Below are 24,873 nucleotides of genomic sequence, written 5' to 3'. Positions count from 1 at the left end.
TTATCTGACTTATAACTCACTCACTTGCTGTAACTGTTTTTGACGCTCAGTTTGGGCGCTGATTTGATGGTTTCGCGCTAAAAAGCTGTACATTGTTGGCAATACAAACAAGGTAAACAATGTGCCAACTAACATTCCTGAGACGATAATTAGTCCTAATCCATAGCGGCTATTTGCCCCAGCACCACTAGCGAATAACAGTGGGATAAGTCCAATCACCATTGCCGCCGTGGTCATTAACACAGGGCGTAAGCGGATTTTTGCTGCTTCAATAATCGCATCACGTCGGTTTAGGTTTTTATGAATTTGCAATTCATTAGCAAATTCCACCATTAAAATACCGTGCTTACTGATAAGCCCAATCAGGGTGACTAAACCAATTTGAGTGTAGATATTTAATGTCACCATACCTAACGCTAATGGCACAAGAGCGCCACAAATAGAGAGCGGTACAGTAATCAAAATAATCAATGGATCAACCAAGCTTTCATACTGTGCGGCTAACACTAAATAGATAATGATAAGCGCGGCAATAAACGCAAAAACTAAGGTATTTCCTTCTTGAGTAAATTGGCGAGAATCTGATTGCCAATCATGACTAAAGCCGGCTGGTAATGAATCTGCCACATTTTCAAGAAACGCGACCGCTTGTCCCATGGTGACACCTGATGCAGGGATCGCTTGGAAAATCGCAGCATTTTGTTGATTAAATTGCGTGAGCTTATTAGGCTCAACTTGTGTCGTAATATTTACCACTGTCGATAATGGAATTAACACATTATCTTGAGTACGAATATAGTGCCCAGCAAGTGCTGCTGGCGTTAAACGTTGGTGACGTACACTTTGCGGGATCACATCATAAGAGCGACCATCCATACCAAAGCGGTTGATATAATGTTCACCCACTAACAGAGACAGTGATTCACCAATATCTTGCATACGAATACCTAGGCTATTGGCTTTTGCTCTATCTATTGCAACTTGAATGACAGGGTTGTTGTAGTCTAAATCGCTATCCACCACGACAAACAGACCGCTTTCTCTGGCTTGTTGTTTGATTTGTTCCATTGTTTCAAATAAAACGGGATAACCTAATGGGCTGCGTAATACCATTTGCACAGGTAATCCCCCCACGGAGCCGGGCAAAGAAGCTAATTGGAAAGCAAAAATACTGGTTCCTTCAACATGAATTACGCGGTTTTGCAAGTCAGCTTGGATTTGATCTGCATTGCGGTCACGTAAATCCCAACCATCAAAGTTGATCCCGCCAAAGCTTGCCGAAGGGCCATCTGTGCCATTAATTATCCATGTGCTATCTGTTTCAGGCAGACTCATATAAATTTCATCAAGCTTCTGATTAAAACGTTCCGCATAGGCTAAATTTGCATGTTGTGGTGCTTTGACCGCGGTTAAGACACTCGCCTGATCTTCTGAAGGTGCCAATTCTTGTTTTGCCTGGCTATATAAAAACGGCAAACTGACAAACACAACTAAAGCGAAAACGAGGGTTAACCAGCGATTAGCTAAAGAAAAATGGAGGACGTAACTATAGTAATGAGCCAACTTATCAAAGAAATACTCGGCCATTTTAGCCATTTTGCCTTCATTTTCTTTGGGCTTTAACATTAATGAACTCATCACCGGTGATAAGGTTAATGCCACAATACCTGATATAATCACACTACCTGCCAATGTTATGGCAAATTCTTTAAATAATGCGCCTGTTAATCCAGCCATTAAACCAATCGGTGCATAAACAGCCGCTAAAGTGATGGTCATTGCAATAACAGGACCTGCCACTTCTCTTGCGCCCACTAATGCTGCTTCAACAGGCGATAATCCCTCTTCAATATGGCGATGCACGTTTTCAACAACCACTATCGCATCATCCACAACTAATCCAATAGCTAAAACCATTGCCAGCAAGGTGAGCAAATTAATACTAAAACCAAAGGCAAGCATTAATCCTGCTGCACCTAACATTGATAAGGGAATGGCAAGTACAGGAATAAGAACAGAGCGAAACGATCCCAAACAGAGATAAATAACAGCGATAACAATTAAAATCGCTTCAATTAATGTTTGCACTACTTGGTTAATAGAGGCTTTGATAAAACGTGAAGTTTCAAATGCCAATTCTACATCGACACTTGGCGGTAAGGTTTTTTGAATATCAACAAGATGTTCGCGAATACCATCAACAATTACCAACGGATTACCTGTCGGTGTGGGAAATAGACCTAAGAAGACGGCTTTTTTACCATTCATAATACCACTGGTTTCAGTGGCAGCAGCACCTAGCTCAACAGTACCAATATCACGTAAACGCACCAGACTATTGCCATCATTACTAATCACCATATCTTTAAATTCTTCGACATTAGTGAGGTCAGTATTGACATAAACGTTGGCAATCACAAACTTACCTTCGACTTTCCCGGGCGCGGCTTGATAGTTATTACGGCGTACAGCTTCTGCGACATCACTTGCTGTTAAATTACGACCTGCCAGTTTGTCTGCATCTAACCACAGACGCATTGCTAATTGTTGTCCACCAAAAACTTGTACTTTGGCAACGCCATTGATGGATGAGAACATCGGTTCAACAACGCGAGAAAGGTAGTCGGTGAGTTCAGGGATAGAAAGCTGCTCACTTGAGAATCCGACATAAGCCACCGCAGTCGATTCGCCAGATGAAAGCTCGATAACAGGATCATAAGCTTGCTCAGGTAACTTATAGCGCACTTGATTTACCTTCGCCATTACCTGTGTTAAGGCTTGGGTAGGGTCACGGTTTAATTCCATTCTGACGGTGACTAAGCTTTTTCCTTGTACAGAAGAAGACGAAATATAATCCACACCCTCTACAGAGGAAACGGCTTGTGTGATTGGTTGTGTCACAAATCCTTGCATCAGTTCAGATGATGCACCTGGGTAGTCTGTTGCAATCGTTATGGTTGAATTTTGCAACATCGGATATTGGCGAATTGGCAGTTTACTGAATGCAAATGCACCCAGTAAAAAGATGAGTGTGCTAACAACTAATGCCAAAACAGGGCGACGAACAAAAATATCGGTAAATTTCATTATTAGCCCCTGTTATGACTTGGTGCTGACCAATTGAGCCAGTGTATCTTGTTCAATAGGCTCAATAGTGATGCCATCACTAAGTTTTATTTGACCGGATGAGACCACATGATCACCAAGGGATAATCCTTCTTTGATCTCAATAAGGCCGTTGTAGCGCAATCCAACTTTCACAGAGACACGCTTAGCGATAAGGTTTTTTTGATTGTCAGATTGCGCTACAAACACGGTATCTCCATAGGCAGTATAAGTGACTGCCGTTTCTGGTACGGTTAATACCATCGGACTATCAGGAGAAGTAACTTGAACACGAGCAAACATGCCCGCTTTTAATTTATTGTCAGTATTCGGTAAAACAGCCTGTATTTGCACTGTACGAGAAGGGCCAATAAGAGGATCAATCGCATTTATTGAACCCGTAAAAATAATATCTGGGTAAGCATCGACTTCGATATTAATTGGCTGTTTTGTTGAAATTTTCGGTGCAGCTTGTTCATCAAGGGAGAAATTGAGCTTTAAATGGCTTGCATCAACGAGTGAAGCAACACGTTCACCCGCATTAAGATATTGCCCTTCATGGACAAGTTTTATCCCAACAATACCGTCAAAGGGCGCTTTAATTGCCTTTTGTGCAATCCGCGCTTTCACTTCACGAATGGAGGCCACAATCATATCGCGTTCTGATAACGTGCTATCTAATTGCGCTGTTGCCACCATATTTTTACTATAAAGTTGTCTGGTTCGAGAATAGAGTTTTTCTGCGTTGGTTAATTGCGCTTGTAAACGTAATAATTCGGCTTGTTCAGGTTCATCATTTAATTTCGCTAAAACTTGACCCGCTTTAACCGTTTGCCCCGACTCAAAGTTAATCACAGCAATCCGACCATTGGTTTCAGCGGCTAAATAAACTTGGCGTGCGGCTTCTAATTCTCCAACCCCTTGCATATTGTTTGGTAATTTTGATGATTGTACGGTTGCTAATGCCACTTTTGTTGGAGGGTAAGCAAATTGCTGAGTTTCCTCATCATTCGATGAAGTTGTCGCATAGACCATCGCACCTGCACTGAGCAAAAAGAGCGAGGCACAGACGGTAAAAGTGAGTTTTTTATTCATATTATTGCCTATCCCATGATGAGCGTTTTTCTATTTTTATTGATTGAATTGTTGCCACAGTGCTTTGAAATAACGGCTATTTGCCGTTGCTATAAATCATTTCTCAACGATCTTAAACACAGAAGTCAGCATTTCACTGGCTTGACTTAATTTGAGGAGAGGACTATAAAACCTCAAGTTAAGTTGAGGTCAAGAGGAAAAAATAAAAAATGAAAAAAGAAAAAATAGATCCCAATAGGGCGCTTACTGTCGGTGAGGTAGCAAAACGAAGTGGTGTTGCAATTTCAACGTTACATTTTTATGAAGAAAAAGGGTTGATAGAAAGCTATCGAAGTGCAGGTAATCAGCGTCGTTACCCTCCGGTTGTATTGCGTTATGTGGCAATTATCAAAGCGGCGCAGAGTACCGGTATCCCACTAAAAGAAATTCAGGAAATACTAGGAAAATATCCACCAAATAGTAAATTAACCGCAGAACAATGGCACGAAATATCAACGGATTGGAAAGTTCGGTTAGATGAAAGAATTCATCGTCTTAAACGACTACGTAACGGGCTTGACCACTGTATTGGCTGTGGTTGTTTATCGTTAAGTGATTGCCCATTACGTAATCCAGACGATATTTTAGGTGAGAAAGGTGCTGGAGCACAGATCTTATAATAAATGTTAAAATGAAAACGAAGCGCTATCAGGTTTAAAGAAGCCCTCATAATCATCTTGATTATCGTTCATACCTAATAAGTCGAGTGTAAATTGGTGATAAAAACCTTGGTAAGAAAGAAGTGAAATTAACGCCTGATTAATGACCTCTTTATTATCACTATTTTCTAATTCACTTTCTTGGTGAGCATACATTAATAGCGCAACTTGACGTTTTTCTTTTAAGGTTTGATTGCCTTCATTTTTAACATCAAATTTATTTAATAACGCTAAGATATCTTTGACTGTATTCACGTTGGTTGTTTTTAAATTTTGGTAAAAAGTAGGATTTAGTGTCGCCATTAAAGGATCTAATTCCTTATTTACGATACTTTTTGATGCAGGTAAATGAGGCTGTGGTTCATATAAAGTCTGTGTTTTTAAAGCATCAATCTTCATTATTACCCTCACTGGATGTTTCTATTTGAGGATGCATATCATCTGATGCATCAAACGTATTAATAAATTTCAGCAGAGTGTCTTTAATTTCTTGAGTAAATGTTGCTTGATAAGATTCAGAAAAAGGCTGGTGAAATTGTGATTTTAAATCATTGAGTAACAGCGCAGGATCAAAAAAAGCCACTTGATCATCGGCATGAATAGCAATGGCCTTGCTGTCATGAGATATCAATTCAATATTGATATTATTGAGCTCTTTCTCAAGCTCTTTCTCAAGATATGGGCGTAGCGTTGCTGGAATATCTAGCGTTATTTTTTTCTCTGAAGGTATTGCTGAAATTAAACGACGTGTGAGTTCAACTTGTATTTCTGGTGAGTCAAAAAATTGAGCAAGAGTTGCGATTATTTGCTCCCTTTGTTGAAATTCATACTGTGCCAGTTGTTCTTGGTATTGAATTGAGAATTTTAATATATCCCCTAATAATGCCTGTAATCCTTTACTATAAGCTTGGTTTTCAATCTCCTTATTATGCGCATCTAGTTTCTTATTAAAATCTCGGAGCATTTTTTTTGTCGCGAGTTTGGCCGCTAATTCGGTTTTATAAATATTATCAAGTTGTCGAACATATTTAGCCCGTATTAATACACCTTCACGAGTGTATGTTAAAAGATTTTCAGACAGCGAGCGCAGCATAATCTAGCACCAAAAGAAAAAGTGAACGGGATAAAAAGAGTGACTGAGGAAGTTCAACCGGTGATGATTGTGGTGCAAAAAGCAATGTAAAACGTTGAGCCAGTGCGGTTGAAATTGAATTAATAAAATCAAAGAGTAATTGATAGCCGATATTTATGGGTACGATACTTTCCAGAGGAGTCGTTATCTTCTTATCTATATTTAACACAGAATAAAGAGATAAAAACGCTTTTAATTGTGGTTCTAGCTGATAGTAATTACCAGATAATAAAAGCGTTTCTCTAGAGTACAAATAGCCTAAAAATAGAGCGCAACGGGGAAGTAATACCCAATGCGTAAAGATTTTCTCTACAATAATGTCGATGTCACAATCTAGTTGATTAATAAGTTGATATTGCTGAATTAATTGGCGATTAGCGAGTTTCTGCCAAATTATACTTTCTTTATTTGATGCTAATACATCGTAATCTGCATGAAGATAACTAAGTGGCTCATACATTACACTGGATATCATTTCGAATTGCTCAGAAGTTAGATTTGTCATTATTTTCTTCCTTCTGTGCTTTTTTACGTCGGAATATTATCAATGAAACCGTAATAAGAACGGCGATAACGACCAATAATAAACTTAGAAATAGCCAAGAAGTAAGAAATGAGTCAGAGCTATTTTGATAAAGCTGATTATTTATTATGTTGAACTTATTAATATTTCGTGGATACAACAAAACGGTAATATTATTCTCATTCATATCGTTAAAGGCATTATGAATAAAAGCACGAACATCTTCGCTTAATTGATCATTATCTAGCATACCCTCTTCATAAAAAACTAAAGCTGAAGCATGAGGTGTTGGAATAACGCGTTCAGCCGGGGATATTGGGTAACTTACATGTACCCTAGCATCAATAATATGGTCAATTGTGAGTAATGATTGTTCTAATCGTTGCTCAATAGCAGAAATTAAACGTGCTTTTTCGGCTTGCGGTGATGATACCAATGCATCTGATGGAAATAACTGAGTCACTTCAATTCGAGATAGTGTGGGTAATTGATATTCTTCTAAAATTTGAATCGCAATTCCCATATCTTCTTTTTTGACCGAAACATCAAATAACCCTTTTCCTAATGCTTTACGAGTACTGGTTATTTGGTGCTTTTGTAAAACAGCTTGAATTTCTGTTGCCTGTCTTTGATCCAAATTAGTGAGTAGAGATTGATCTTTACAACCACTTAATAATGGAAACAGGCAACATAATAATGCCAAAAACAAATATCGCATTTTCATTACTATTGTGCCTTGAGTAATGTTTCAACAATATTCAGTGATTTTCTGGCTAATGTGCTCGCTAAATTCATTGTAATTGTATAATCGTTAAGTGTTGTTTGTAGCTGTGTGTAACTTTGAACATCACTTAATTGGCTTAATGTTGTTAGCTTTTCTTGGATCTGTTTTTCATATTGAAAACCACTTGTGATGCTGTTTACCATTATTGAGGATAAATTATCATCACTTGTGCTTTTATCGTTTGATAATGTAGCCAAATGAACAGGAACAACTGGGGTAATCGCCATATACAGCCTCCATTAAATAAAAACTAACGCATATTCCCGATAATGCTCATTGCCAAATCTTTCACAACTTTAATCGACGTTGATTCTGCATTACGCGTAATATTATATTCAGCAAGTCTTGCTTGATAATCGGCTAAGGCCGCCGCGTTTGATGTATCTGTTTTTAATGCATCTAATGCAATTTTTAATGCCTCACTCTGGCTTTTTACAGGGTTTTGAAAATAACTATCAACTTGATTAATAGAGCTGACATCGTCGGCAACAGGATAAGCTGGCATAATAGTATTCCTCTAAGATTGATTCTAAATTATCGGTTATAAATATCGTTATTATCCTTGAGGAAAATAACGATGTTGGTTATCAAGAAAGATATATCCATGATCTTCTTGTAATGTTGCTTTATTTTTCAACATAGGATTACTTATATTTTCACGGTAAAAAATAAATTTTCTGCCAAAAATGGCCGTTTGTTTTTTGATATAAGTATCCAGTTTTTCTTTGTTAGTGATATTCAATGCATCATCAAAAATAAAGGTTAATCCGTTATTTTTTTCTTCAATGGTATAACCTATTGTTTTAGTTAGCTCAAATTCATTTATATCATTAATCATGTTAGGTATTGATATTCCTTTAATGGTTGGCTGGCAATTTTTTGAAAAATCAGAATTTATATTATTGATCATTTTTAATTTTTCAGTTTCATTATGATAAAAAAAACTAACAATAGGTTTGAATTTATCTTTAAAAATTATATGTACTTTTTGATGATTATTACCGGTAGATAAGTTTTTTACTTTCTCCAGATAGATAATTTTATTTTCTAATGCGCTTTCTATTTTTGACGTCGGGTATAAATTATCATAAATGCAATAATATCCATTTTTTCCTTGATATCCTTTAAAATTTAAACTTTTTGATACAGTTGGAATGATTTTTTCTTCTGTCGGTCTTTTTATATAAAAAACTAATGCTATAAAGAATAGCGTTATTAATGTTAATAATAAAATAATTTTTTTATTTATGATGCCTGTTTTTTTCTTTTTTTAAAATCAAATGATGCGAGAGATAAATCATTTTTATCACTAATCAAAAAGATAGGCGTATCATTGCTATATATTGGGCTATCGATTTCCAACGGATATTCTTTATCGATTTCTTTTTGTATTAAGCTACTTTCAATTCTATATTTATTATTTTCACTATTATCTTCATCAAGTATAATAGCGAGCTTTTTCTCATCTTCCTGTTTATCACAAGGGATGTAAAGTATAGTTTTATCATTTTCTTCTTTATTTTCAATGCATTCTTTATTGTATAAGAATAATGAATAGCGATTGGGTGGTAGAGGAATAATAGTTCCTTTTAAGGGGCCACTGAGGATGTAAATATAATAAAGCATGGAATTAGCCTAATGATAAATTGTTATTAATTCATAATATAAATATAGTTTAGTCAAATGAGCATGAAAATTCTTTTAAAAAAAAGCACATGTTTTTTATTTGATAGTGGGTATTGATATATTACTGCCACTTTTTTTAAATAATAAACGGAAAAAATTTGTTATTCATTTTTATAGTTAATAATAGGTGATATTATTGTAATATTATATAAAGCAAAACCATAAAAATGAGTTAACTAAAAATTTATTATCTTTACTTTTTAATTTTATGATAAGTATAACGAGAGGTATTTACCATGTTGATAAATGATATAAAAATAAGCGGCGATAAAAATATATTGTTAGGTAATTCATTGTTCTTTTGCATTCCTTTAAAGAATGATTATCCGATAAAAATATATGATGAAAAAAAGATCAAAATTATAAAAGGAAAGGCTTTTATTTATAATGCCAAAAGTGATGACGTTATTTTCCAATCAGAAAACCAGTCTTGGCGAATTGAAAAAAGATCATTTTTTATTTGTGCAAGATTATTGGCATTTATTGATTATGCTCGTGATTTTTCAAAAATGACAGCGATAGGATCTGAATTTGATATTAATCAGCAGATTTTTTATATAGAAGATACTAATAAATCTCTAGAATACGTATTAATAAATGAAGCAATAAAAGCAGAAAGCCAATTAGAACCTCTATTTGTCACAATAAGACACAGTGAAAGTTATTGGCTTATTTTGCATCTCATTAGTTATTTAGATGAGAAGAAAAGTAATATTGCACAAATTGGAGAACGATATGGAGTATCAGGTACGCATTTTAGACGACTGTGTAAACGTTATTTAGGTAACTGTGGAAAAAGCCAATTGCGTTCATGGCGTGCAGCGTCTTCAATTTTAACCACGCTATCAACCGATGAATCATTGACACAAATCGCAGTCGATAATGGATTTAGTTCCGCGTCTCATTTCTCTAATGAAATTAAGACGTTATTTGGTATTACACCAACAGAATTTCGTCGAATTGGTCAACATCTTTATGAAAATAAAAAATAAAATTTATTGTGTTATTGGGCTAGCACTTTGTTGCAGTTTGTCTTTTCAAATTCAAGCTGCGCAAGGAAAGGTTATCTACACGCATCAGGTGAAAAAACCGGATGTTTTTATTGCAGTTGATACACGAGTCGAACAATTTTTTCTCGTGTTATCAGATAAATTAGATAAACCTTTTATTCTGAGTAATGCAGTAAAAAAGGAAAGAGTAACTGGAAATTTTGATATTTCCTCACCAGAAGAAGCATTTGAATTGATGGTGAAACGTTTGTCATTGCTCTATTTTAATGATGGAAAATCAATTTATATTTATGAGAGCAGTGAGATATTACAAGAACTCTTTCAGGTAAAAAATATAGGTCTAGCCGAGCTAAAAGACTATTTACAAGATGTAGGATTATATGATCAGCGTTATCCACTGCGTGCAGGTCAAGATCAACGTACTTTTTATATTTCGGGGCCTCCTGTTTATATTAAATTAGTCAAAGCCGCAGCCGAGTTTTTAGATAATGATGTACAAGAAAAAATTAATGAAAATACCAATAACCAAGTACCGGTGGGGAGTTCTCGCTATGGTGATGAGTTTGTACAGATATTTCCATTAAAAAATACCTTTGTACAAGATAGAACTTATACCTTACGCGGTGAAACAGTGGTGCTACCGGGTATTACTTCTGTTTTACAGCAGTTATTTATACCCTCTAAAGGAATAGAAAGAACAGCGGTAGAACCTCATAAAACGCTAGAAAATAACGATAGTCAGAAATACGATGAAGCGGTAAATGGTATTGAAGAAACGAATGCGCCTATTATAACTAAAATAGGGCAATATAACGTCGAATTAGTGCCATTACCGGGTTCAAATAGTCTTTTAGTAAAGACAAGCCGAGAAGGATTAGCATTAATCGATTCACTCATTTCTCAATTAGATAAACCCAAAAGACAAGTTGAATTGTCGTTATGGATAATCGATATTTCTAAAAATAAAGCAGATAGTTTAGGTGTTAATTGGCAAGCAAGTTATGACTCGGGTAAAGGCAGCTTCTTTTTTAATACGGCAAGTTTAAGTGCTGCATCTGGTTTTAACTTTTTAGGAAAAATTAAAGCATTGAGTGAAGATGGTGAAGCGCAAATGGTATCTCGCCCAATGTTATTAACACAAGAAAATACCCCCGCTATTTTTGATAACAACACGACTTTTTATACTCAAATAAAAGGTGAACGCGTTGCTTCATTAGAATCGACAACATTTGGCACGATGATCAGTGTGTTACCACGTATTGGTAATTCAAGTAAAGATATTGAGATGATTATTAATCTTGAAGATGGTGCAGAAAAAAAAGACGACAATGGTGATGATGAAAGTGTTGAAAAATTACCTGTAATTAACCGTACAAATATTAGTACTGTTGCTCGTGTTTCGGAAGGTGGAAGCTTATTAATTGGTGGATATACACGAGAAGATAATGTGAAAGCCGAAACTAAAGTTCCTTTTTTAAGTGCTATCCCTTTAGTTGGTCGAGCTTTTAAATATGAGTCTGATAATAATAAAAAAATGATCCGTATTTTTATGCTGCAACCTCGATTATTAGAAAACACGGATGCTGAAGATTTTGGATCTTTAATTGAGAATCCATTTCAACCAATCGATAAAAAAACATCTCAAGCATTAAAACAGCTTCAAGCCTTTATGAGGTAGCACTATGATCGGGCCAATTAATAGCTTTACGTCTTCGAATTTGGCAAACAATAGTATTGGTAAAAAAAGCCAACAAGAAACAGAGTATAAACAACCAAAAATAAATGAAAGCCAAAACTATCAAAATCAATTAATAGAGATATCTGATGATATGTCTATGGTTGCAACACTATTTTCTCAACGTTTTGGTCAATCATTAGATAAAAAAGCAAATAGAGGTCAAAGTACATTATATATTGCAGAAGAGGGCGCGGATAAAAAACTTGATAAAGTCATGATGTTATTTAGAAAATCAGGGCGAAGTTTGCAAGAATTGCTTAGCTATTTACGTAAAATGTTCCCTGATGAAAGTGATCTCGTTATGGTTTTACGAGAATTACTTAGAAAAAAAAAGCTAGGTTCGCAATTAGATGCAGGTATTGAGAATGAGATAAATCGTTTGCTTGAGGGTGAAAATGGAAAGCAAATTAGAGCCGGTATTAATATTGCGCTTCAAGCTAAAACATTTGCAAAGTTACTCTCTCTCAATGCTTCGGCATTAAGAAATCTTTATCGTAGTTTTATTAACCTTGATTTTGAGCCTATTTATTTTTTTAAAATGTGGATAGAAGAATATGACATTAAACAATGTACAATTATCTTGAGCTTTCTAACACAAAGCTTGATTTGTGATATGCAATCATTAATGCCTAGTTGTTCTCAAAGTTCAGAATTTGGTTATTTCCTTGACCGTGTTAATAAATTACGGGCTTTAAGTAGTTTTATCGAAATCAATATAGAAAAACTAGAAAAACAAGATTTAAAAAATACAATAACAGATAAGGAACTGTATCAATTGGTTTTTCATGGAATGACATTTCCAGAGGAAATGGAAAAATATTTAGTCTCTCTTTTAGAAAATCAATGGATGAATTATTTAGTTAATATAAAAATGAAATTATTACAAGGGCTAAAGACGATATTCAATAATTATCCTGAATCATTATATTTATCTTATGAATTTAGAGAAGAATGCCAAATAATTATACAAAAGCTTATAGATAATTACCTCCGATTAGAACAATATCAACAAAGAAAATAAATAAAAAATAATTTATGGATAATTTCTATGATTTATAGATTCCTATTGGCAATAAAAAATAAACCAGAGCTAATCGTATTATCGGTTATGATTTTGGTTATTATGATGTTAATTATACCCTTGCCAACGTATATTGTTGATTTCCTTATTGGGTTGAATATTACGATCTCTCTTCTTATCTTTATGAGTTCATTTTATATTACCAGAATATTAAACTTTATGACTTTTCCTGCATTATTACTGATTACGACACTTTTTCGGCTTGCTCTTTCTATTAGTACAAGTCGATTAATATTGTTAGATGCAGATGCGGGTGAAATTATTACGTCATTTGGTGAGTTTGTTATCGGTGAAAATTTAGTCGTTGGTTTTGTTGTTTTCTCTATTGTCACTATCGTGCAATTTTTAGTGATTACTAAAGGTTCTGAGCGTGTTGCAGAAGTTGCGGCACGCTTTTCTTTGGATGGTATGCCAGGGAAACAAATGAGTATTGATGCTGATTTAAAATCCGGCATTATTACTAATGACGAAGTAAAAATAAGAAGAAAAGAATTAGGCCAAGAAAGCCAATTATATGGTTCTTTTGATGGTGCAATGAAATTTATTAAAGGTGATGCCATTGCTGGCATTGTCATTATTTTTGTTAACTTAATTGGCGGAATTTCTGTCGGTATGGCGCAAATGGATCTCTCAATTTCACAAGCGTTACATACTTATACACTTTTGACCATTGGTGATGGGCTTGTTGCTCAAATTCCTGCATTGCTGATTTCTATTAGTGCGGGTTTTATTGTCACGCGTGTTGGTGGTGAAAATAGTAATCTTGGTTTCAGCATTATGAATGAATTGCTTGCTCAAGATTTTGCATTATTAGTGACTGCCATCCTTGCTTTTGTTATTGGCTTTTTACCTGGCTTTCCAACGCCTGTTTTCCTTATTTTATCGGTAATATTAGGAGGCTATTTCTTTAAAAAACAATGGAAAGGTAAGAAAAAAGAAGCCGCTACAGAAAATGAGAATGAAAAAAATGAAGATAATGCTTCCGATCCTGAAAGTAAAAAAGGTATTATTTCAAACCTATTTTCAAATAAAAATGAATTAGATGATGAAAATAGTTTGTTAACTGAGAACATTACTTTATCTCAAGCAGAAACATTACCTTTAATTATTACCGTATCCTCAAAGAAGAAAGCGTATCTTTCAAAACTAGTTTTCGAAAAATGGTTGAAAAAAGAATTTATTTTACAATATGGCGTATTGCTTCCTGATATTGTTATTCATTACTCTGATAAAATTGATGAAAATAAAATCATTATTTTAATAAACGAAGTTAAGGCTGATGAATTTGATTGTCCTTTTCCCTTTGTTTATATTGAAAATCAATGATGAACTTTTTTCTTTAGATTTTAAAATGTTAGAAATTAAGGATGATGATATTAGCCATTATTGGGTTAATAAAAATGAGTCGGATAAATTAACATCGTTAAATTATAAAGTAGAATTACCAGAAAGTTATTTCTATAGAAAATTCTCCAATTTGATTACATTAAATATTGTTGAATTCCTCGGAATACAAGAGACAAAAAATATCCTTGATAAAATAGAGGAAAATTCTCCAGAGCTGTTAAAAGAGTGTTATAGACAAGTCTCTATTCAACGAATTAATGATGTTTTACAACGTTTAGTACAAGAAAAGATCCCTATTAGAAATATAAAAACAATTATTGGAGGATTAGTACAATGGGGAAGTAAAGAAAAAGATCCTGTGCTTTTAACGGAACATATCCGCTCACTACTTTCACGTTATATTAGCCACTTTTTTTCAAAAGATGGAAAATTTGATGTGATTATTTTATCTCATAATGTAGAAGAGATTATTCGTGGTGGAATAAGGCAGAGTTCTTCAGGGACATTTTTAAATTTAGAACCTGCAGAGCTTGATATGATAATAGAAAAAATATCTACCGCTATTGATGAGATTAAATATATTCAAGATTATGTTTTTTTAACAGCAATAGATATAAGACGATTTGTTAAAAAACTAATAGAAACACAATATCCACAGTTATCTGTATTGTCTTATGATGAAGTTACATCTGACATTGAAATTAACGTTTTACAATCTATTTAGGAGAAATTATGTCTGTTGATCTAGCAAGTTTAATTATGGATGCTATGAATGTAATTGGGCGCAATGATTTATTTCCTGAGGGAAAATCTGTTGATAATCATTCAACAATAACAATTAGTTTAGGTGATATGCCTGATATTAATTTATTGGTTGTTGATGAGGTTCCTATGATCTGGTCTGTGCTTGGTGAATATGATGAAAACTTATTATCACAATGCAGTACATCATTATTATTAACCAATATTAATAATCAAATGGAGAGTTTTTATCCGGGGCAACCTGCTTTAGTGAAAGTAGAATCTGAATTAGAACTACGAGCCTCATTTATGCCTATTGCTCTACAAAATGGTGAGTCAATGGCAAAAGCGATTGATGAATATTTTCAAATGATGAATAGCGTTCATCAACAGTTTATTGGGTAAAAAATGAATAACGCATTTTCAATATTTCATCACGCGGCTCATCCTATGCGAATACAAGGTAATATTCTTGAAGTTACGCTGCGTGATGTATTTATTGGAGAAATTTGTCTATTAAAAGATTCAATTATTAATGGTCAAATTATTGGTGAAGCTATCGTGATTGGTTTCCGTAATGGTATTACGATTTTGAGTATGATGGGAAGTTCGCAAGGTTATTCTTTGCAAATAATCGTAGTACCGACGGGGAATGCTTTTTCAGTCGCTTTAAGCCCCAATGTTTTAGGGAGTATGATTGATATTAAAGGTAACTATTTATTACGTTTTAGTAATAAAAAAATAGAAGAAGAAAACTTCTATTCATATTTACCTATTGATGGTCATCCTCCCTTATTTAGTGAAAGACGTCCTATCACCACAATTTTTGAATCAGGCGTTCGTGCCGTGGATGGATTATTAAGTTGTGGGTTAGGGCAACGAATGGGAATTTTTGCCAGTGCAGGAACGGGTAAAACAATGCTTATGAATATGTTTATCCGTTTTTCTCAAGCCGATGTTTTTGTTATCGGGTTAATTGGTGAAAGAGGACGTGAAATCACAGAGTTTGTCGAGGAATTAAAAGCAGATAAACGATGCGAAAAAACAGTATTAATTTGCTCAACCTCAGATCAGCCCGCAATAGAGCGTTGTAACGCAGCATTAGTTGCCACGACCGTTGCTGAATATTTCCGAGAGCAAGGCAAGAATGTCGTATTATTTATTGACTCAATGACACGTTATTGTCGAGCTTTAAGGGATGTTGCTCTTACGGCAGGCGAACTTCCTGTTCGCAAAGGTTATCCCGCTTCTGTTTTTGATAAATTGCCCGCGATCCTAGAAAGACCTGGAGTGACCCAAAAAGGTTCAATCACGGCATTTTACACAGTCTTGCTTGAAAGTGATGATGAGCCTGATGCCATAGGAGAAGAAATTCGTTCTATTTTAGATGGACATATTTATCTTTCACGAAAAATTGCCGCTTCGGGTCATTATCCAGCGATTGATATTTTAGGCAGTGTAAGCCGTATTTTTCAGCAAGTAACCCATGTTGAGCAACAAAAAGCAGCATTGAAAATAAGACAAATATTGATGCGTTTACAGGATATTAAATTATTACAAGAGGTGGGTGAATATCGTGCAGGTGAAAATGAATTAAACGATCTTGCTGTAAATAAACAATCAGCAATAGAGGCTTTTCTTGTTCAATCTTTTAAAGAAAAAGCCGATTTTCAACAAACTTTAAATCAACTTTATGCGCTTACCTCTTAATCAACAGGTGTTGATGAATGCTATTGCTAAGCGCCAGCAAAGAATAGAAAGAGAGCAACAAAAAAATCAACAGTTAATAAAAGAAGCAGAAGATAAGAAAAAAGAACAAATGCTATTAGCTTCTGCGCTAGAAAATGAAATACCTATGTATGAAAGGGCGGGGTATTATTCAACTCTTTCGTTAAATCAACAAAAACGTAAACAAGCTATTGTCTTAGCGTCATTGAATATTTCTATTACTCAAATTAAGGAAATAGAGTATCAATTAGAAAAATTAAAAAAAGGAAGCCTAAAGTTACAAAAAGAAAGGGAAGTGGTGATCAAAAAACAAAAGAAAATGAAGCTTTATCTTGAAAGAAAAGCATTAGAGAAAGAGTTATATATTGAAAGATTAGAACAGAACGAAATACAGGAGATGGTATTGTATGATATTAATAAAGACAGATAATGTTATCTTGAATACAAATTTATCTAATGAAAAAAATAGTGAGAATAAGTCTGTTTTTTCTAAAAAATCATCACTTTCTTCTGCTGATTTGGAATTATCAATGTCTGATAATGAGAGTGTTTCTTCTGAAAATATCAGTAAGATAAAACAAAAACTAGATGATTTTTATCATCTAAATCATAAGGATGATATTAACCTAAAAAGTCATCTAAAAATAAATTCCAATAAAACAAAAGCTAAAGATGAAAAGGATAAAAAGGATAAAAAGGATGAAACCGATTTTTTAAATTTAGAAGGATTATTATTAACACAAAGGAAAATATATTCACAAATTTGCGTTCATGCAAAGCACGTGAAAATAGAAAAAAATCACTATCTAATCATGAAAGTAAAAAAATACCTGTTTCTCATAAGATAACGGTAGAGAGTAATTTAAAAGTTACGAATGATCTTAAATCAAGCAAAGACATAGGTATTGGTGCTTCTGATGGCAAAAACGAAAATAAATTAGATATTAATGGGGCAGGTTTGCTTGATGAAAGGAAAGTCGTCAATCAGAAAGTAAAGAGTGTAGAGAAAAATAAAGTTATTAATCATAATGTAGAAGAAATAGATAATAAAATTAAAACTCATAAACTTATCAAGAACAATGAAAAACAAGTAGAAAACGACATAGAGAACAAGACAGAGAACTCTATACATTCTTTTTCTTTGCATTTCCTCCTCTTCATTTTTCATTTTCTCGTTTTCCACCCTCTCCTCCTCTTTTTTTTTTTTTAATGATACGGCGACCACCGAGATCTACACTCTCTCCGTCGTCGGCAGCGTCAATGTGTATAAGAGACAGAGAAAAATCAGATCATTCAGCCAATAAAAATAGTCTTTCATTTAATACTGAAAAACGAAATTTGAATATAGATAAATTGGATGAAAAAAAAGTACAAGAAGAAGTTAATGATATATCTATGTTCAATAATATAAAACCAGAGTATCAACAGACAATACAAGAGCCATTAATAGATAAAAAACTGCTTGATATACCCGCTTTAAGTCTTCTTTATAAAGAAGTATCAAAGATGACTCAACCTCCTAGTATTACTTATGTTTTTAAAAAATGGGGAAGTGAGCTTCATCAGATGAAAGTTAATTTTGATATTAATAAAAAGATCGAATTGATTGCTTCTACTGGACGCGTTTATCAATCCTCTTTAGACAATTTTAATCAATATCAAGGGCGATTAGCGCTTTCATTAGAAAATGATAATTCTCATTGGCAGATTAATGCAATTGATCCTTCCGATGACAAAGAAGATGAAAAATGATCTTATCAGATGTTAAAGAAAGTATTAATCAGGATCAAAATAGCGATTCAATGAGAATTCTATCTTCTTTATACGAAGCGCAATTACCTATCGCATCTGCTTATTATTTTAAAATAAAAGGTCAGAATACATTAGGTTTATTTACAGGGCTTGTTGCCGTTAACCAAGTCATGGATAACCTATATGCTGAAAAAAAAATAGATTGGGAAACGATTCCAGAAGCTTATCTTCGTGTTCTATTCTCACAGAGATGTTCACAATTATTGTTTCCTTTTTCGAAAGAAGAGATGTCAGTAACTGTAGACAATATCTGTTTAGGAGAGCAAAAAAAAGTTAGTTATCCCGTTGTTAATACCTCAATAGGAGATGTATTTATTTGCTCTTTTGAGGGGCATTATGAATGGATGTTGTCCTCAAAAAATAAAATAAATGCTATTGCTCAATTCCAGCTCGGTAATAGCAAAATATCTGTTTCGTTATTAAAAACCCTTTCTTTGGGCGATATTGTGTTGATTGATAACATTGATTCTTCACTTATTATTGGTGAAAAAAAATGGATGCGTTATCAATGGCAAGAAGGAGAAAACACGGTGGTTTTAGATGAAAAGTTACCGACTAATGAGGTAGAGAAAGAAGCATCAATAGACGATATTGATACAAACACAGCGACACAAGAAAATGGGGATTTAAAATCAATTGGTACTATTCCTATCACCTTGTCTTTTTTACTCGCAAGTAAAGTATTATCTATTGAAGAAATTGAAAAACTAGCCCCAGGACAACAAATTATATTACCTGATAATGCCTCGCGACAAATTACATTAGTTGTTAATGGTGTTGCTATTGCTCAAGGGGAATTAATTAAAGTGGGTGAGCGATTAGCTGTAGAAATTCAACGTTCCCCTTTACAGCAAGATTAAATATATGGAAAGCTCAACAACGCTCATTTTAACGTTAGCACTAGCAACATTAGCGCCCTTTATTATTGCTGCTGGAACCTGCTACTTAAAATTCTCTATCGTACTTGTTATGACTCGTAATGCTTTAGGTGTTCAGCAAGTGCCTTCTAATATGGTACTCAATGCGATTGCATTAATGATGGCTTTGTTTGTTATGACACCAATAGCAAAAAATACCTATCAATATCTTATTGAAAACCCTGTTGATATAACATCTCCTGATTCTTTTGAGCGATTTTCTGACGATGCATTAGGGGAATATAAACAATATTTGTACAAATATTCTGATCCTGAGTTATTAGATTTTTTTGAACAAGCACAAGGAAATCGACCTGATAGCTATGGCGAGAAAGAAAATATAGAAAAATCGTTGTTATCACTGCTTCCCGCATATGCATTAAGTGAAATAAAGTCTGCTTTTATTATTGGTTTTTATCTTTATCTACCTTTTATTGTTATTGATTTAGTTGTTTCTTGTATTTTATTAGCGTTGGGGATGATGATGATGAGCCCAGTCACATTATCAGTGCCGTTAAAATTAATTTTATTTATCGCTATGGATGGTTGGACTCTCTTAGCTAAAGGATTAATTAATCAATATCTTGAACTCATGGCGGTAAGGTAATGGATATGGTTTATGCGGCAAATAAAGCCGTTTATTTAGTGATATTACTTTCAGCGGGACCTATTGCCATTGCGACATTCATTGGATTGGCGATTGGTTTATTACAGACCATTACACAAATACAAGAACAGACATTGCCTTTTGGTGTAAAACTTGTTGGTGTTTTTGTTTGCTTATTAGTGACTATGGGGTGGATGGGCGATAAAATATTAGTGTATGCAAAAGAGATGATGACGTTAGGATTTGCAGGATAAATAATATGTTAATACTGCTAGGGTATATACAGACTTATTTAGTTGATCTTTTTCTACTTATTGCAAGATTATTTCCTATCTTTCTTTTTATTCCTTTTTTAAACAGTCGTGTTCTTAATAGCCAATTATTAAAATATATCATTATTTTTTATATTGCTATGGGGATTAGACCCAGAATTATTATTACAGATGAAGTAAGAAATATATGGGAAATTATATTATTAAGTGAATTACTTCTTGGCGTTTTAATTGGGCTTCTTTTTGCCACTCCATTTTGGATTGCGTCTGCATTTGGCGAGTTTGTGGATAACCAACGGGGCGCTAGTATTGGGGATACTATCAATCCAACTACGGGAATTGAGTCTTCTGAGTTTGCTTCATTAACGGGTTTATTTTGCGCTGCCTATTTTTTATCAACAGGTGGCCTAACCTTATTGATGAGTACCATAAAAGATAGCTATGATGTATTTCCCATTGGCTATTTTAACAAAGAAATTGGTTATTCTTTCATTGGGCACTGGCTAAATAATATGGTTCGTACTGCGCTTGTTTTGGTTTCACCTGTACTGATTATTATGTTTTTGAGCGAAGTGGCATTGGGGGTTTATTCTTTATTTTGTCCTCAACTAAATGCATTTTCATTATCATTATGTATAAAAGGAATTATTGCCTTTATATCATTACTTCTTTTCTTTACTTCGGCAATGACTACAGAGCTTTATGAATTTTTTAATAATAGATACTTTTATACGATTTTTATGAGTATTTATCATGGCTGAAAAAACAGAAAAACCTACCCAGAAAAAACTCGATGATTCTGCAAAAAAAGGGCAAAGTTTTAAGAGTAAAGAATTAACATCAGGACTTGTTTATCTTATTGGTGTTATGTATTTATTTCATCAAGTTGATTTAAGTGAATTTAGTCGTTTTTATCAATCACTTTTACTCCATCCAACGAATATCACGTTAAAAAGTTATGTCGATGTAATATCAAAACTATTCTTTGATATTGTTTTACCTATACTTGTTGTTGCTTTTTTATCTGGTGCGATCCCTTCTTTATTTAGCTCACGATTTAAGCTTGCGACAGAAGCCATTAAAATTGACATTAATCATATTAATCCAATCTCTGGATTTAAAAAAATATTTAGCATAAGAACAATAAAAGATCTGTTAAAAACATTATTATTTATAGTTATATTTTTAATTACTTGTTATGTTTTTATTATTTTACATGGTGCGGAAATATTTATATTATACCGCTCGAATTTAAATATTATTGTTGATAAATGGTGTTCACTCGTCGTTAATTTTGTATTTGTGTTTTTTATTCTTTCAATACCTATTCTTATTTTAAATATTATTGCTGATTTTTTTATCTTTATGAAAGATATGATGATGGAAAAACATGAAGTTAAACAAGAAAATAAGAATATGGAAGGTGATCCTGAAATAAAATCAACTCGTCGGCAGTTCCATAAGGAATTGCTTGATGAACCCATGAAAAAAGTGATCCAAGATTCATCTGCCGTTATTGTCAATCCAACCCATGTGGCTGTTGGTATCTATTTCGATCCTGATAATGGCATTATGCCTTTAGTTTCATTGAGCTGTATTAATGATAAAGCATTGGCAGTAAAAGCTTATGCTAAAAAAGTGGGAACACCTGTTGTTCGTTATCCTGAGCTGGCGAGAAAAATTTATCATAAATATCATTTATTTGATGTAATGATAGATCAAGATTTATTAGATGTTATGGATATTCTTATTTGGCTTAAGAAAATAGAAATTGAAGGATTATTAAGAGAAGAAATGGATTATATAAATTAGTAATAAATCTATCTAGCGTATATATATTTTAATTATAAAAATAATGTATTTATTTTTATAATTATAGGCGTGCGTTTTATTAAAGCAAGTAATTAATAGTTAAATTAGAATTTCATTATTAATTATTCATCATAGATGAAAGGATTAACATCATGTCAGTATATGAAAAAATGTCAGAAAAAGAAATTGATCAATTAGCAAACTATATTGTTTCTATTGTTCAGAATGGGGCATCACTCAAGGATGAAGGCGCTATCCCAGAAGGATTTATGGAAGGAATCTATTCATTTGCTTATGACTTTTACCAGAAGGGAAAACTGAGTGAAGCTGAAGCGATTTTCAAATTTTTGTGTCTCTACGATTTTTATAATGTTGATTACATTATGGGGCTTGCTGCTGTTAAACAATTAAAAAAACAGTATCAAGCAGCAATTGATCTTTATGCTTTAGCTTATCTCAATGCGAAAAATGATTATCGACCTGTCTTTTATGCAGGACAATGTAATTTATCGCTTGGTGAAAAAGAAAAAGCAAAATATTGTTTTCATCAAGTTTCAGAAAATATTAATGATCAAGCTATAAAAGAAAGAGCCAATATTTATTTAGAATCATTAAAAGATATTCCCCTTGTTGTTCTTAATACAGATAAAGAAGATAAGGAAGAACAGTATGAATGATATTAAGAAAGTTAATGATAACATGGTATTTTCCACACCTTTACCTTCTAAGGAAGTGGAAAATGTTGTTAAAAAGACAACGCAACAAGCGCAAAGAATCAATGCTGTAAATGAAAGTATTGTTTCTTCACAAATTAAAGATAAAGAAAATAAAAATTTTGCACCTGCTCTTAGAGCGCCTATTGAGCAGAAAAAAAATAATCAAAGGATTAATATTCAGGATGATGTGCAGTATAAAATAAATATTTTCTCTCAACAAAATACAAAGGCTAATAATAGAAATATATCTCAAGAACAACAATCATCACCAACCCCTTCTGTTATTATCTGCTCCACAAATAATAAATCAAGTAAAGAGTATGATTTTGTATACTTGCAATTATCCTATCAAAATGTCATTCACCAAAATATTTTAGATCAAATTAAAGATCCGGATAAACTTGATTATTATATAGACAAGCTAAATGCCTTATCGAAAGGTGTTGATGGTTTAAGAGAGAAATTTAAATCAGCGATCAATGAATTTAAAAATAATAAAGATGCTTATATTGATTATTGGATGGAGGTCTATAATCAAATAAAATCGAATGATTTTAAAACGGAATCTGAAATTAGAAACTTTTTAAAAAACAACAATATTCCCAGATCGTTAATTAAAGAATTATTATCAGGAAAAATTAAATCTAAAAGCGATATGGAAAAATCACTTGAAAAGATATTTCCATTTTTGAAATTACCTGATGATCTCTCTAATTTATCCTTAGATGATTTAGATAAATTATATAATAGTCTATCTCAATTCTTTGATAATATTTTTAAAGTTATGCCCAATGTTTCTATTAGTGAGGATAGAATTAATACAATCACTTCACATCAAGATGAACTAAGAGCATTAATTAATAAAAAAGAAAATGCGTCAATAAAAGAAAAATTAGAGCAAATAAAAGAAGTATATCGAGCGCTTACGACAACTCAAAGTGCATTAGAACTTGAAATAATGTCAAATTCTTTATCTGGAATGGCGTTATTAACTTTTTTATTAGCAAAAACACGAGAATTAACATTAAAAGTGATGTTACAGCGTTCTGAAAATGAGCAAAAACTCTTTGAGGAAATGCAAAAAGTGACGGAAAAATCACTTAAAGAAAAAATTGACGATCAAAAAAACCAAATAAAAAAGCAAGAAGAAATTCAGTTTTGGGCAGGTATTGGTTTAAAACTGTTAGCTGGATTAGTCGCCATCGTTGCGGGTATTGCTTCTATTTTTACTGCAGGCGCTTCCATGGCCTTAATGGCGGTTGCAGTTGTATTAATGGTCGCGGATGCTGCACTAACTGTTGCAGATGAAGTGTACCAAGCGATACATGGCACATCGTTTATGGATGAATTAATGCAACCTCTGACTGAAGCTTTGATGGAGGCTTTAGATAAGGTGGTCGATTTTCTAGCTGATGTGATTTATAACGCTATCGATGAATTAAAGAAATTAGGTATAGATAAAAAAATTATTGAGGATATAAAAAACTCAATACAAGATAAATTAAAAATGGGGCTTAAGGGGTTAATTACCGCAGTTTTATTTATTTCCGCAATTGCATTAAGTTTTGTTGTTGGTCCAGCTATGAATGGCATAACAAATGTAGCGAAGCAAATAATTAATCAACAAGTCAGAGATATGTTGAAAAGAGTCTTCAATGAAGCACTTGAACTTATGATGGGAAAAATGATTAAAGAAATCATTGTTCAAGTATTTGAAGAGGCGATAAAGAAAATTAACGCACTATTTGCTAAAGAGATCAGCCAGAAGGCAGGTGTGATGTTAAACAGAACCGTAGTTATTTCTAAGTTAATTAATGCAACAGCAACAAATGCAGTTAATATTTATAGTAGTGTTCTTTCTGCAAAAATTATGCAATCTGTCGCTGACAGTAAAAAATTAGATACCATATTAAATCTTATTCAAAAGTTAATGGATAAGATAATGGAAAGTTATCATGAGAATATCGATACTATCACTGGAATTTTAAAAAATATGAGTGAAAAATCTTCTATAAGTAATCGGACTAAATCAGACATGATTAGAAATATATCTATTTAATCAAGTTTAT

Annotated in this window: 27 protein-coding genes and 1 pseudogene; 18 read left to right on the top strand and 10 right to left on the bottom strand. The window is 33.3% G+C overall.

Features of this window, described 5'->3' with window-relative positions; translation table 11 throughout:
- Nucleotides 1-9 precede the first annotated feature (9 nt).
- Both ACWPWK_RS07820 and ACWPWK_RS07815 read right to left on the bottom strand, forming a co-directional pair.
- A complete protein-coding gene (locus tag ACWPWK_RS07820; RefSeq protein WP_109373233.1) occupies nt 10-3,087 on the bottom strand; it encodes a MexW/MexI family multidrug efflux RND transporter permease subunit in 3,078 nt (1,025 codons plus the stop codon).
- 12 nt (nt 3,088-3,099) lie between these two features.
- A complete protein-coding gene (locus tag ACWPWK_RS07815; protein ID WP_109373234.1) occupies nt 3,100-4,200 on the bottom strand; it encodes an efflux RND transporter periplasmic adaptor subunit in 1,101 nt (366 codons plus the stop codon).
- 209 nt (nt 4,201-4,409) lie between these two features.
- Between ACWPWK_RS07815 and soxR the strand changes: the two genes are divergently transcribed.
- Complete coding sequence (gene soxR, locus ACWPWK_RS07810; RefSeq protein ID WP_109373235.1) at nt 4,410-4,859, top strand: redox-sensitive transcriptional activator SoxR; 450 nt, start codon at nt 4,410-4,412, stop codon at nt 4,857-4,859.
- Between the two features lie 6 nt (nt 4,860-4,865).
- On the opposite strand, the gene ACWPWK_RS07805 is transcribed toward soxR, so the two are convergent.
- From ACWPWK_RS07805 to ACWPWK_RS07770, 8 genes are all read right to left on the bottom strand, one after another.
- Nucleotides 4,866-5,297: a hypothetical protein gene (locus ACWPWK_RS07805; protein WP_109373236.1), complete on the bottom strand. Its 432-nt coding sequence runs from the start codon at nt 5,295-5,297 to the stop codon at nt 4,866-4,868.
- Nucleotides 5,287-5,991: a ubiquitin family protein gene (locus ACWPWK_RS07800; protein ID WP_109373237.1), complete on the bottom strand. Its 705-nt coding sequence runs from the start codon at nt 5,989-5,991 to the stop codon at nt 5,287-5,289. Before ACWPWK_RS07800 ends, ACWPWK_RS07805 begins: the two co-directional genes overlap by 11 nt.
- Nucleotides 5,972-6,535 (bottom strand): type III secretion protein, encoded by a 564-nt coding sequence (locus ACWPWK_RS07795; protein WP_109373238.1) that lies wholly within the window; start codon nt 6,533-6,535, stop codon nt 5,972-5,974. The genes ACWPWK_RS07800 and ACWPWK_RS07795 overlap by 20 nt, the downstream gene beginning before the upstream one ends.
- A complete protein-coding gene (gene sctJ, locus ACWPWK_RS07790; protein ID WP_109373239.1) occupies nt 6,516-7,277 on the bottom strand; it encodes a type III secretion system inner membrane ring lipoprotein SctJ in 762 nt (253 codons plus the stop codon). Before sctJ ends, ACWPWK_RS07795 begins: the two co-directional genes overlap by 20 nt.
- A 2-nt stretch (nt 7,278-7,279) precedes the next feature.
- The gene (gene sctI / locus ACWPWK_RS07785; protein ID WP_109373240.1) at nt 7,280-7,564 is read right to left on the bottom strand and encodes a type III secretion system inner rod subunit SctI; all 285 of its coding nucleotides are present in this window, start codon (nt 7,562-7,564) and stop codon (nt 7,280-7,282) included.
- A 23-nt stretch (nt 7,565-7,587) separates the two neighbouring features.
- Nucleotides 7,588-7,842 carry an EscF/YscF/HrpA family type III secretion system needle major subunit gene (locus ACWPWK_RS07780; RefSeq protein ID WP_109373241.1) on the bottom strand — a complete coding sequence of 85 codons (255 nt, stop codon included), beginning with the start codon at nt 7,840-7,842 and terminating at the stop codon, nt 7,588-7,590.
- Nucleotides 7,843-7,893: 51 nt separating this feature from the next.
- Nucleotides 7,894-8,247, bottom strand: coding sequence for a PrgH/EprH family type III secretion apparatus protein (locus tag ACWPWK_RS07775; protein WP_454208663.1), 354 nt, complete (start codon nt 8,245-8,247; stop codon nt 7,894-7,896).
- Nucleotides 8,248-8,582: 335 nt separating this feature from the next.
- On the bottom strand, nt 8,583-8,963 hold the full coding sequence (locus tag ACWPWK_RS07770) for a hypothetical protein (protein WP_454208661.1): 381 nt from the start codon (nt 8,961-8,963) through the stop codon (nt 8,583-8,585).
- A gap of 296 nt (nt 8,964-9,259) precedes the next feature.
- Between ACWPWK_RS07770 and ACWPWK_RS07765 the strand changes: the two genes are divergently transcribed.
- The 17 genes and pseudogenes from ACWPWK_RS07765 to sctE all read left to right on the top strand — a co-directional run bounded on the left by ACWPWK_RS07765 (nt 9,260) and on the right by sctE (nt 24,863).
- Nucleotides 9,260-10,015 carry a helix-turn-helix domain-containing protein gene (locus tag ACWPWK_RS07765; RefSeq protein ID WP_109373243.1) on the top strand — a complete coding sequence of 252 codons (756 nt, stop codon included), beginning with the start codon at nt 9,260-9,262 and terminating at the stop codon, nt 10,013-10,015.
- A complete protein-coding gene (gene sctC, locus ACWPWK_RS07760) occupies nt 9,999-11,711 on the top strand; it encodes a type III secretion system outer membrane ring subunit SctC (protein ID WP_109373244.1) in 1,713 nt (570 codons plus the stop codon). Before ACWPWK_RS07765 ends, sctC begins: the two co-directional genes overlap by 17 nt.
- A 4-nt stretch (nt 11,712-11,715) precedes the next feature.
- On the top strand, nt 11,716-12,792 hold the full coding sequence (gene sctW, locus ACWPWK_RS07755; protein ID WP_109373245.1) for a type III secretion system gatekeeper subunit SctW: 1,077 nt from the start codon (nt 11,716-11,718) through the stop codon (nt 12,790-12,792).
- Between the two features lie 27 nt (nt 12,793-12,819).
- Nucleotides 12,820-14,923, top strand: a pseudogene (locus ACWPWK_RS07750) (EscV/YscV/HrcV family type III secretion system export apparatus protein).
- Nucleotides 14,924-14,931: 8 nt separating this feature from the next.
- The gene (locus ACWPWK_RS07745; RefSeq protein WP_109373247.1) at nt 14,932-15,345 is read left to right on the top strand and encodes an InvB/SpaK family type III secretion system chaperone; all 414 of its coding nucleotides are present in this window, start codon (nt 14,932-14,934) and stop codon (nt 15,343-15,345) included.
- Between the two features lie 3 nt (nt 15,346-15,348).
- Complete coding sequence (gene sctN, locus ACWPWK_RS07740) at nt 15,349-16,650, top strand: type III secretion system ATPase SctN (protein ID WP_109373248.1); 1,302 nt, start codon at nt 15,349-15,351, stop codon at nt 16,648-16,650.
- 13 nt (nt 16,651-16,663) lie between these two features.
- Nucleotides 16,664-17,098, top strand: a complete 435-nt coding sequence (locus ACWPWK_RS07735; protein WP_244185054.1) for a type III secretion protein — start codon at nt 16,664-16,666, stop codon at nt 17,096-17,098.
- Nucleotides 17,076-17,516: a hypothetical protein gene (locus ACWPWK_RS07730; protein ID WP_454208657.1), complete on the top strand. Its 441-nt coding sequence runs from the start codon at nt 17,076-17,078 to the stop codon at nt 17,514-17,516. Before ACWPWK_RS07735 ends, ACWPWK_RS07730 begins: the two co-directional genes overlap by 23 nt.
- A complete protein-coding gene (locus ACWPWK_RS07725; protein WP_454208655.1) occupies nt 17,432-17,878 on the top strand; it encodes a hypothetical protein in 447 nt (148 codons plus the stop codon). The genes ACWPWK_RS07730 and ACWPWK_RS07725 overlap by 85 nt, the downstream gene beginning before the upstream one ends.
- A gap of 50 nt (nt 17,879-17,928) precedes the next feature.
- A complete protein-coding gene (locus tag ACWPWK_RS07720; RefSeq protein ID WP_454208653.1) occupies nt 17,929-18,420 on the top strand; it encodes a hypothetical protein in 492 nt (163 codons plus the stop codon).
- Complete coding sequence (locus ACWPWK_RS07715; RefSeq protein WP_109373251.1) at nt 18,417-19,340, top strand: FliM/FliN family flagellar motor switch protein; 924 nt, start codon at nt 18,417-18,419, stop codon at nt 19,338-19,340. Before ACWPWK_RS07720 ends, ACWPWK_RS07715 begins: the two co-directional genes overlap by 4 nt.
- Nucleotides 19,341-19,344: 4 nt before the next feature.
- The gene (locus ACWPWK_RS07710) at nt 19,345-20,004 is read left to right on the top strand and encodes an EscR/YscR/HrcR family type III secretion system export apparatus protein (protein WP_109373252.1); all 660 of its coding nucleotides are present in this window, start codon (nt 19,345-19,347) and stop codon (nt 20,002-20,004) included.
- On the top strand, nt 20,004-20,258 hold the full coding sequence (gene sctS, locus ACWPWK_RS07705) for a type III secretion system export apparatus subunit SctS (RefSeq protein WP_072069116.1): 255 nt from the start codon (nt 20,004-20,006) through the stop codon (nt 20,256-20,258). Before ACWPWK_RS07710 ends, sctS begins: the two co-directional genes overlap by 1 nt.
- A 5-nt stretch (nt 20,259-20,263) precedes the next feature.
- Nucleotides 20,264-21,037 carry a type III secretion system export apparatus subunit SctT gene (sctT, locus tag ACWPWK_RS07700; protein WP_109373253.1) on the top strand — a complete coding sequence of 258 codons (774 nt, stop codon included), beginning with the start codon at nt 20,264-20,266 and terminating at the stop codon, nt 21,035-21,037.
- A complete protein-coding gene (locus ACWPWK_RS07695; RefSeq protein ID WP_109373254.1) occupies nt 21,030-22,088 on the top strand; it encodes an EscU/YscU/HrcU family type III secretion system export apparatus switch protein in 1,059 nt (352 codons plus the stop codon). Before sctT ends, ACWPWK_RS07695 begins: the two co-directional genes overlap by 8 nt.
- Before the next feature lie 152 nt (nt 22,089-22,240).
- A complete protein-coding gene (gene sicA, locus ACWPWK_RS07690; protein WP_109373255.1) occupies nt 22,241-22,765 on the top strand; it encodes a type III secretion system translocator chaperone SicA in 525 nt (174 codons plus the stop codon).
- Complete coding sequence (gene sctE, locus ACWPWK_RS07685) at nt 22,758-24,863, top strand: type III secretion system translocon subunit SctE (protein ID WP_109373256.1); 2,106 nt, start codon at nt 22,758-22,760, stop codon at nt 24,861-24,863. Before sicA ends, sctE begins: the two co-directional genes overlap by 8 nt.
- Nucleotides 24,864-24,873: the final 10 nt, after the last annotated feature.

It is taken from the genome of Proteus sp. Marseille-Q3619, assembly GCF_965283115.1.
The sequence above is the reverse complement of the archived record's forward strand: the minus strand, read 5'-3'. Positions and strand labels throughout refer to the sequence as shown.

Bases quoted from the DNA above. Each gene is read 5' to 3' on its own strand.
- sctC (WP_109373244.1), top strand. From the start codon at position 9,999: ATGAAAATAAAAAATAAAATTTATTGTGTTATTGGGCTAGCACTTTGT.
- sctJ (WP_109373239.1), bottom strand. From the start codon at position 7,277: ATGAAAATGCGATATTTGTTTTTGGCATTATTATGTTGCCTGTTTCCA.
- ACWPWK_RS07730 (WP_454208657.1), top strand. From the start codon at position 17,076: ATGATATTAATAAAGACAGATAATGTTATCTTGAATACAAATTTATCT.
- sctW (WP_109373245.1), top strand. From the start codon at position 11,716: ATGATCGGGCCAATTAATAGCTTTACGTCTTCGAATTTGGCAAACAAT.
- ACWPWK_RS07805 (WP_109373236.1), bottom strand. From the start codon at position 5,297: ATGAAGATTGATGCTTTAAAAACACAGACTTTATATGAACCACAGCCT.
- sctS (WP_072069116.1), top strand. From the start codon at position 20,004: ATGGATATGGTTTATGCGGCAAATAAAGCCGTTTATTTAGTGATATTA.
- sctI (WP_109373240.1), bottom strand. From the start codon at position 7,564: ATGGCGATTACCCCAGTTGTTCCTGTTCATTTGGCTACATTATCAAAC.
- ACWPWK_RS07775 (WP_454208663.1), bottom strand. From the start codon at position 8,247: ATGATCAATAATATAAATTCTGATTTTTCAAAAAATTGCCAGCCAACC.
- sicA (WP_109373255.1), top strand. From the start codon at position 22,241: ATGTCAGTATATGAAAAAATGTCAGAAAAAGAAATTGATCAATTAGCA.
- ACWPWK_RS07710 (WP_109373252.1), top strand. From the start codon at position 19,345: ATGGAAAGCTCAACAACGCTCATTTTAACGTTAGCACTAGCAACATTA.
- sctN (WP_109373248.1), top strand. From the start codon at position 15,349: ATGAATAACGCATTTTCAATATTTCATCACGCGGCTCATCCTATGCGA.
- ACWPWK_RS07815 (WP_109373234.1), bottom strand. From the start codon at position 4,200: ATGAATAAAAAACTCACTTTTACCGTCTGTGCCTCGCTCTTTTTGCTC.
- ACWPWK_RS07820 (WP_109373233.1), bottom strand. From the start codon at position 3,087: ATGAAATTTACCGATATTTTTGTTCGTCGCCCTGTTTTGGCATTAGTT.
- ACWPWK_RS07735 (WP_244185054.1), top strand. From the start codon at position 16,664: ATGAATGCTATTGCTAAGCGCCAGCAAAGAATAGAAAGAGAGCAACAA.
- sctE (WP_109373256.1), top strand. From the start codon at position 22,758: ATGAATGATATTAAGAAAGTTAATGATAACATGGTATTTTCCACACCT.
- ACWPWK_RS07765 (WP_109373243.1), top strand. From the start codon at position 9,260: ATGTTGATAAATGATATAAAAATAAGCGGCGATAAAAATATATTGTTA.
- ACWPWK_RS07720 (WP_454208653.1), top strand. From the start codon at position 17,929: ATGTGTATAAGAGACAGAGAAAAATCAGATCATTCAGCCAATAAAAAT.
- ACWPWK_RS07745 (WP_109373247.1), top strand. From the start codon at position 14,932: ATGTCTGTTGATCTAGCAAGTTTAATTATGGATGCTATGAATGTAATT.
- ACWPWK_RS07795 (WP_109373238.1), bottom strand. From the start codon at position 6,535: ATGACAAATCTAACTTCTGAGCAATTCGAAATGATATCCAGTGTAATG.
- sctT (WP_109373253.1), top strand. From the start codon at position 20,264: ATGTTAATACTGCTAGGGTATATACAGACTTATTTAGTTGATCTTTTT.
- soxR (WP_109373235.1), top strand. From the start codon at position 4,410: ATGAAAAAAGAAAAAATAGATCCCAATAGGGCGCTTACTGTCGGTGAG.
- ACWPWK_RS07770 (WP_454208661.1), bottom strand. From the start codon at position 8,963: ATGCTTTATTATATTTACATCCTCAGTGGCCCCTTAAAAGGAACTATT.
- ACWPWK_RS07780 (WP_109373241.1), bottom strand. From the start codon at position 7,842: ATGCCAGCTTATCCTGTTGCCGACGATGTCAGCTCTATTAATCAAGTT.
- ACWPWK_RS07800 (WP_109373237.1), bottom strand. From the start codon at position 5,991: ATGCTGCGCTCGCTGTCTGAAAATCTTTTAACATACACTCGTGAAGGT.
- ACWPWK_RS07715 (WP_109373251.1), top strand. From the start codon at position 18,417: ATGATCTTATCAGATGTTAAAGAAAGTATTAATCAGGATCAAAATAGC.
- ACWPWK_RS07695 (WP_109373254.1), top strand. From the start codon at position 21,030: ATGGCTGAAAAAACAGAAAAACCTACCCAGAAAAAACTCGATGATTCT.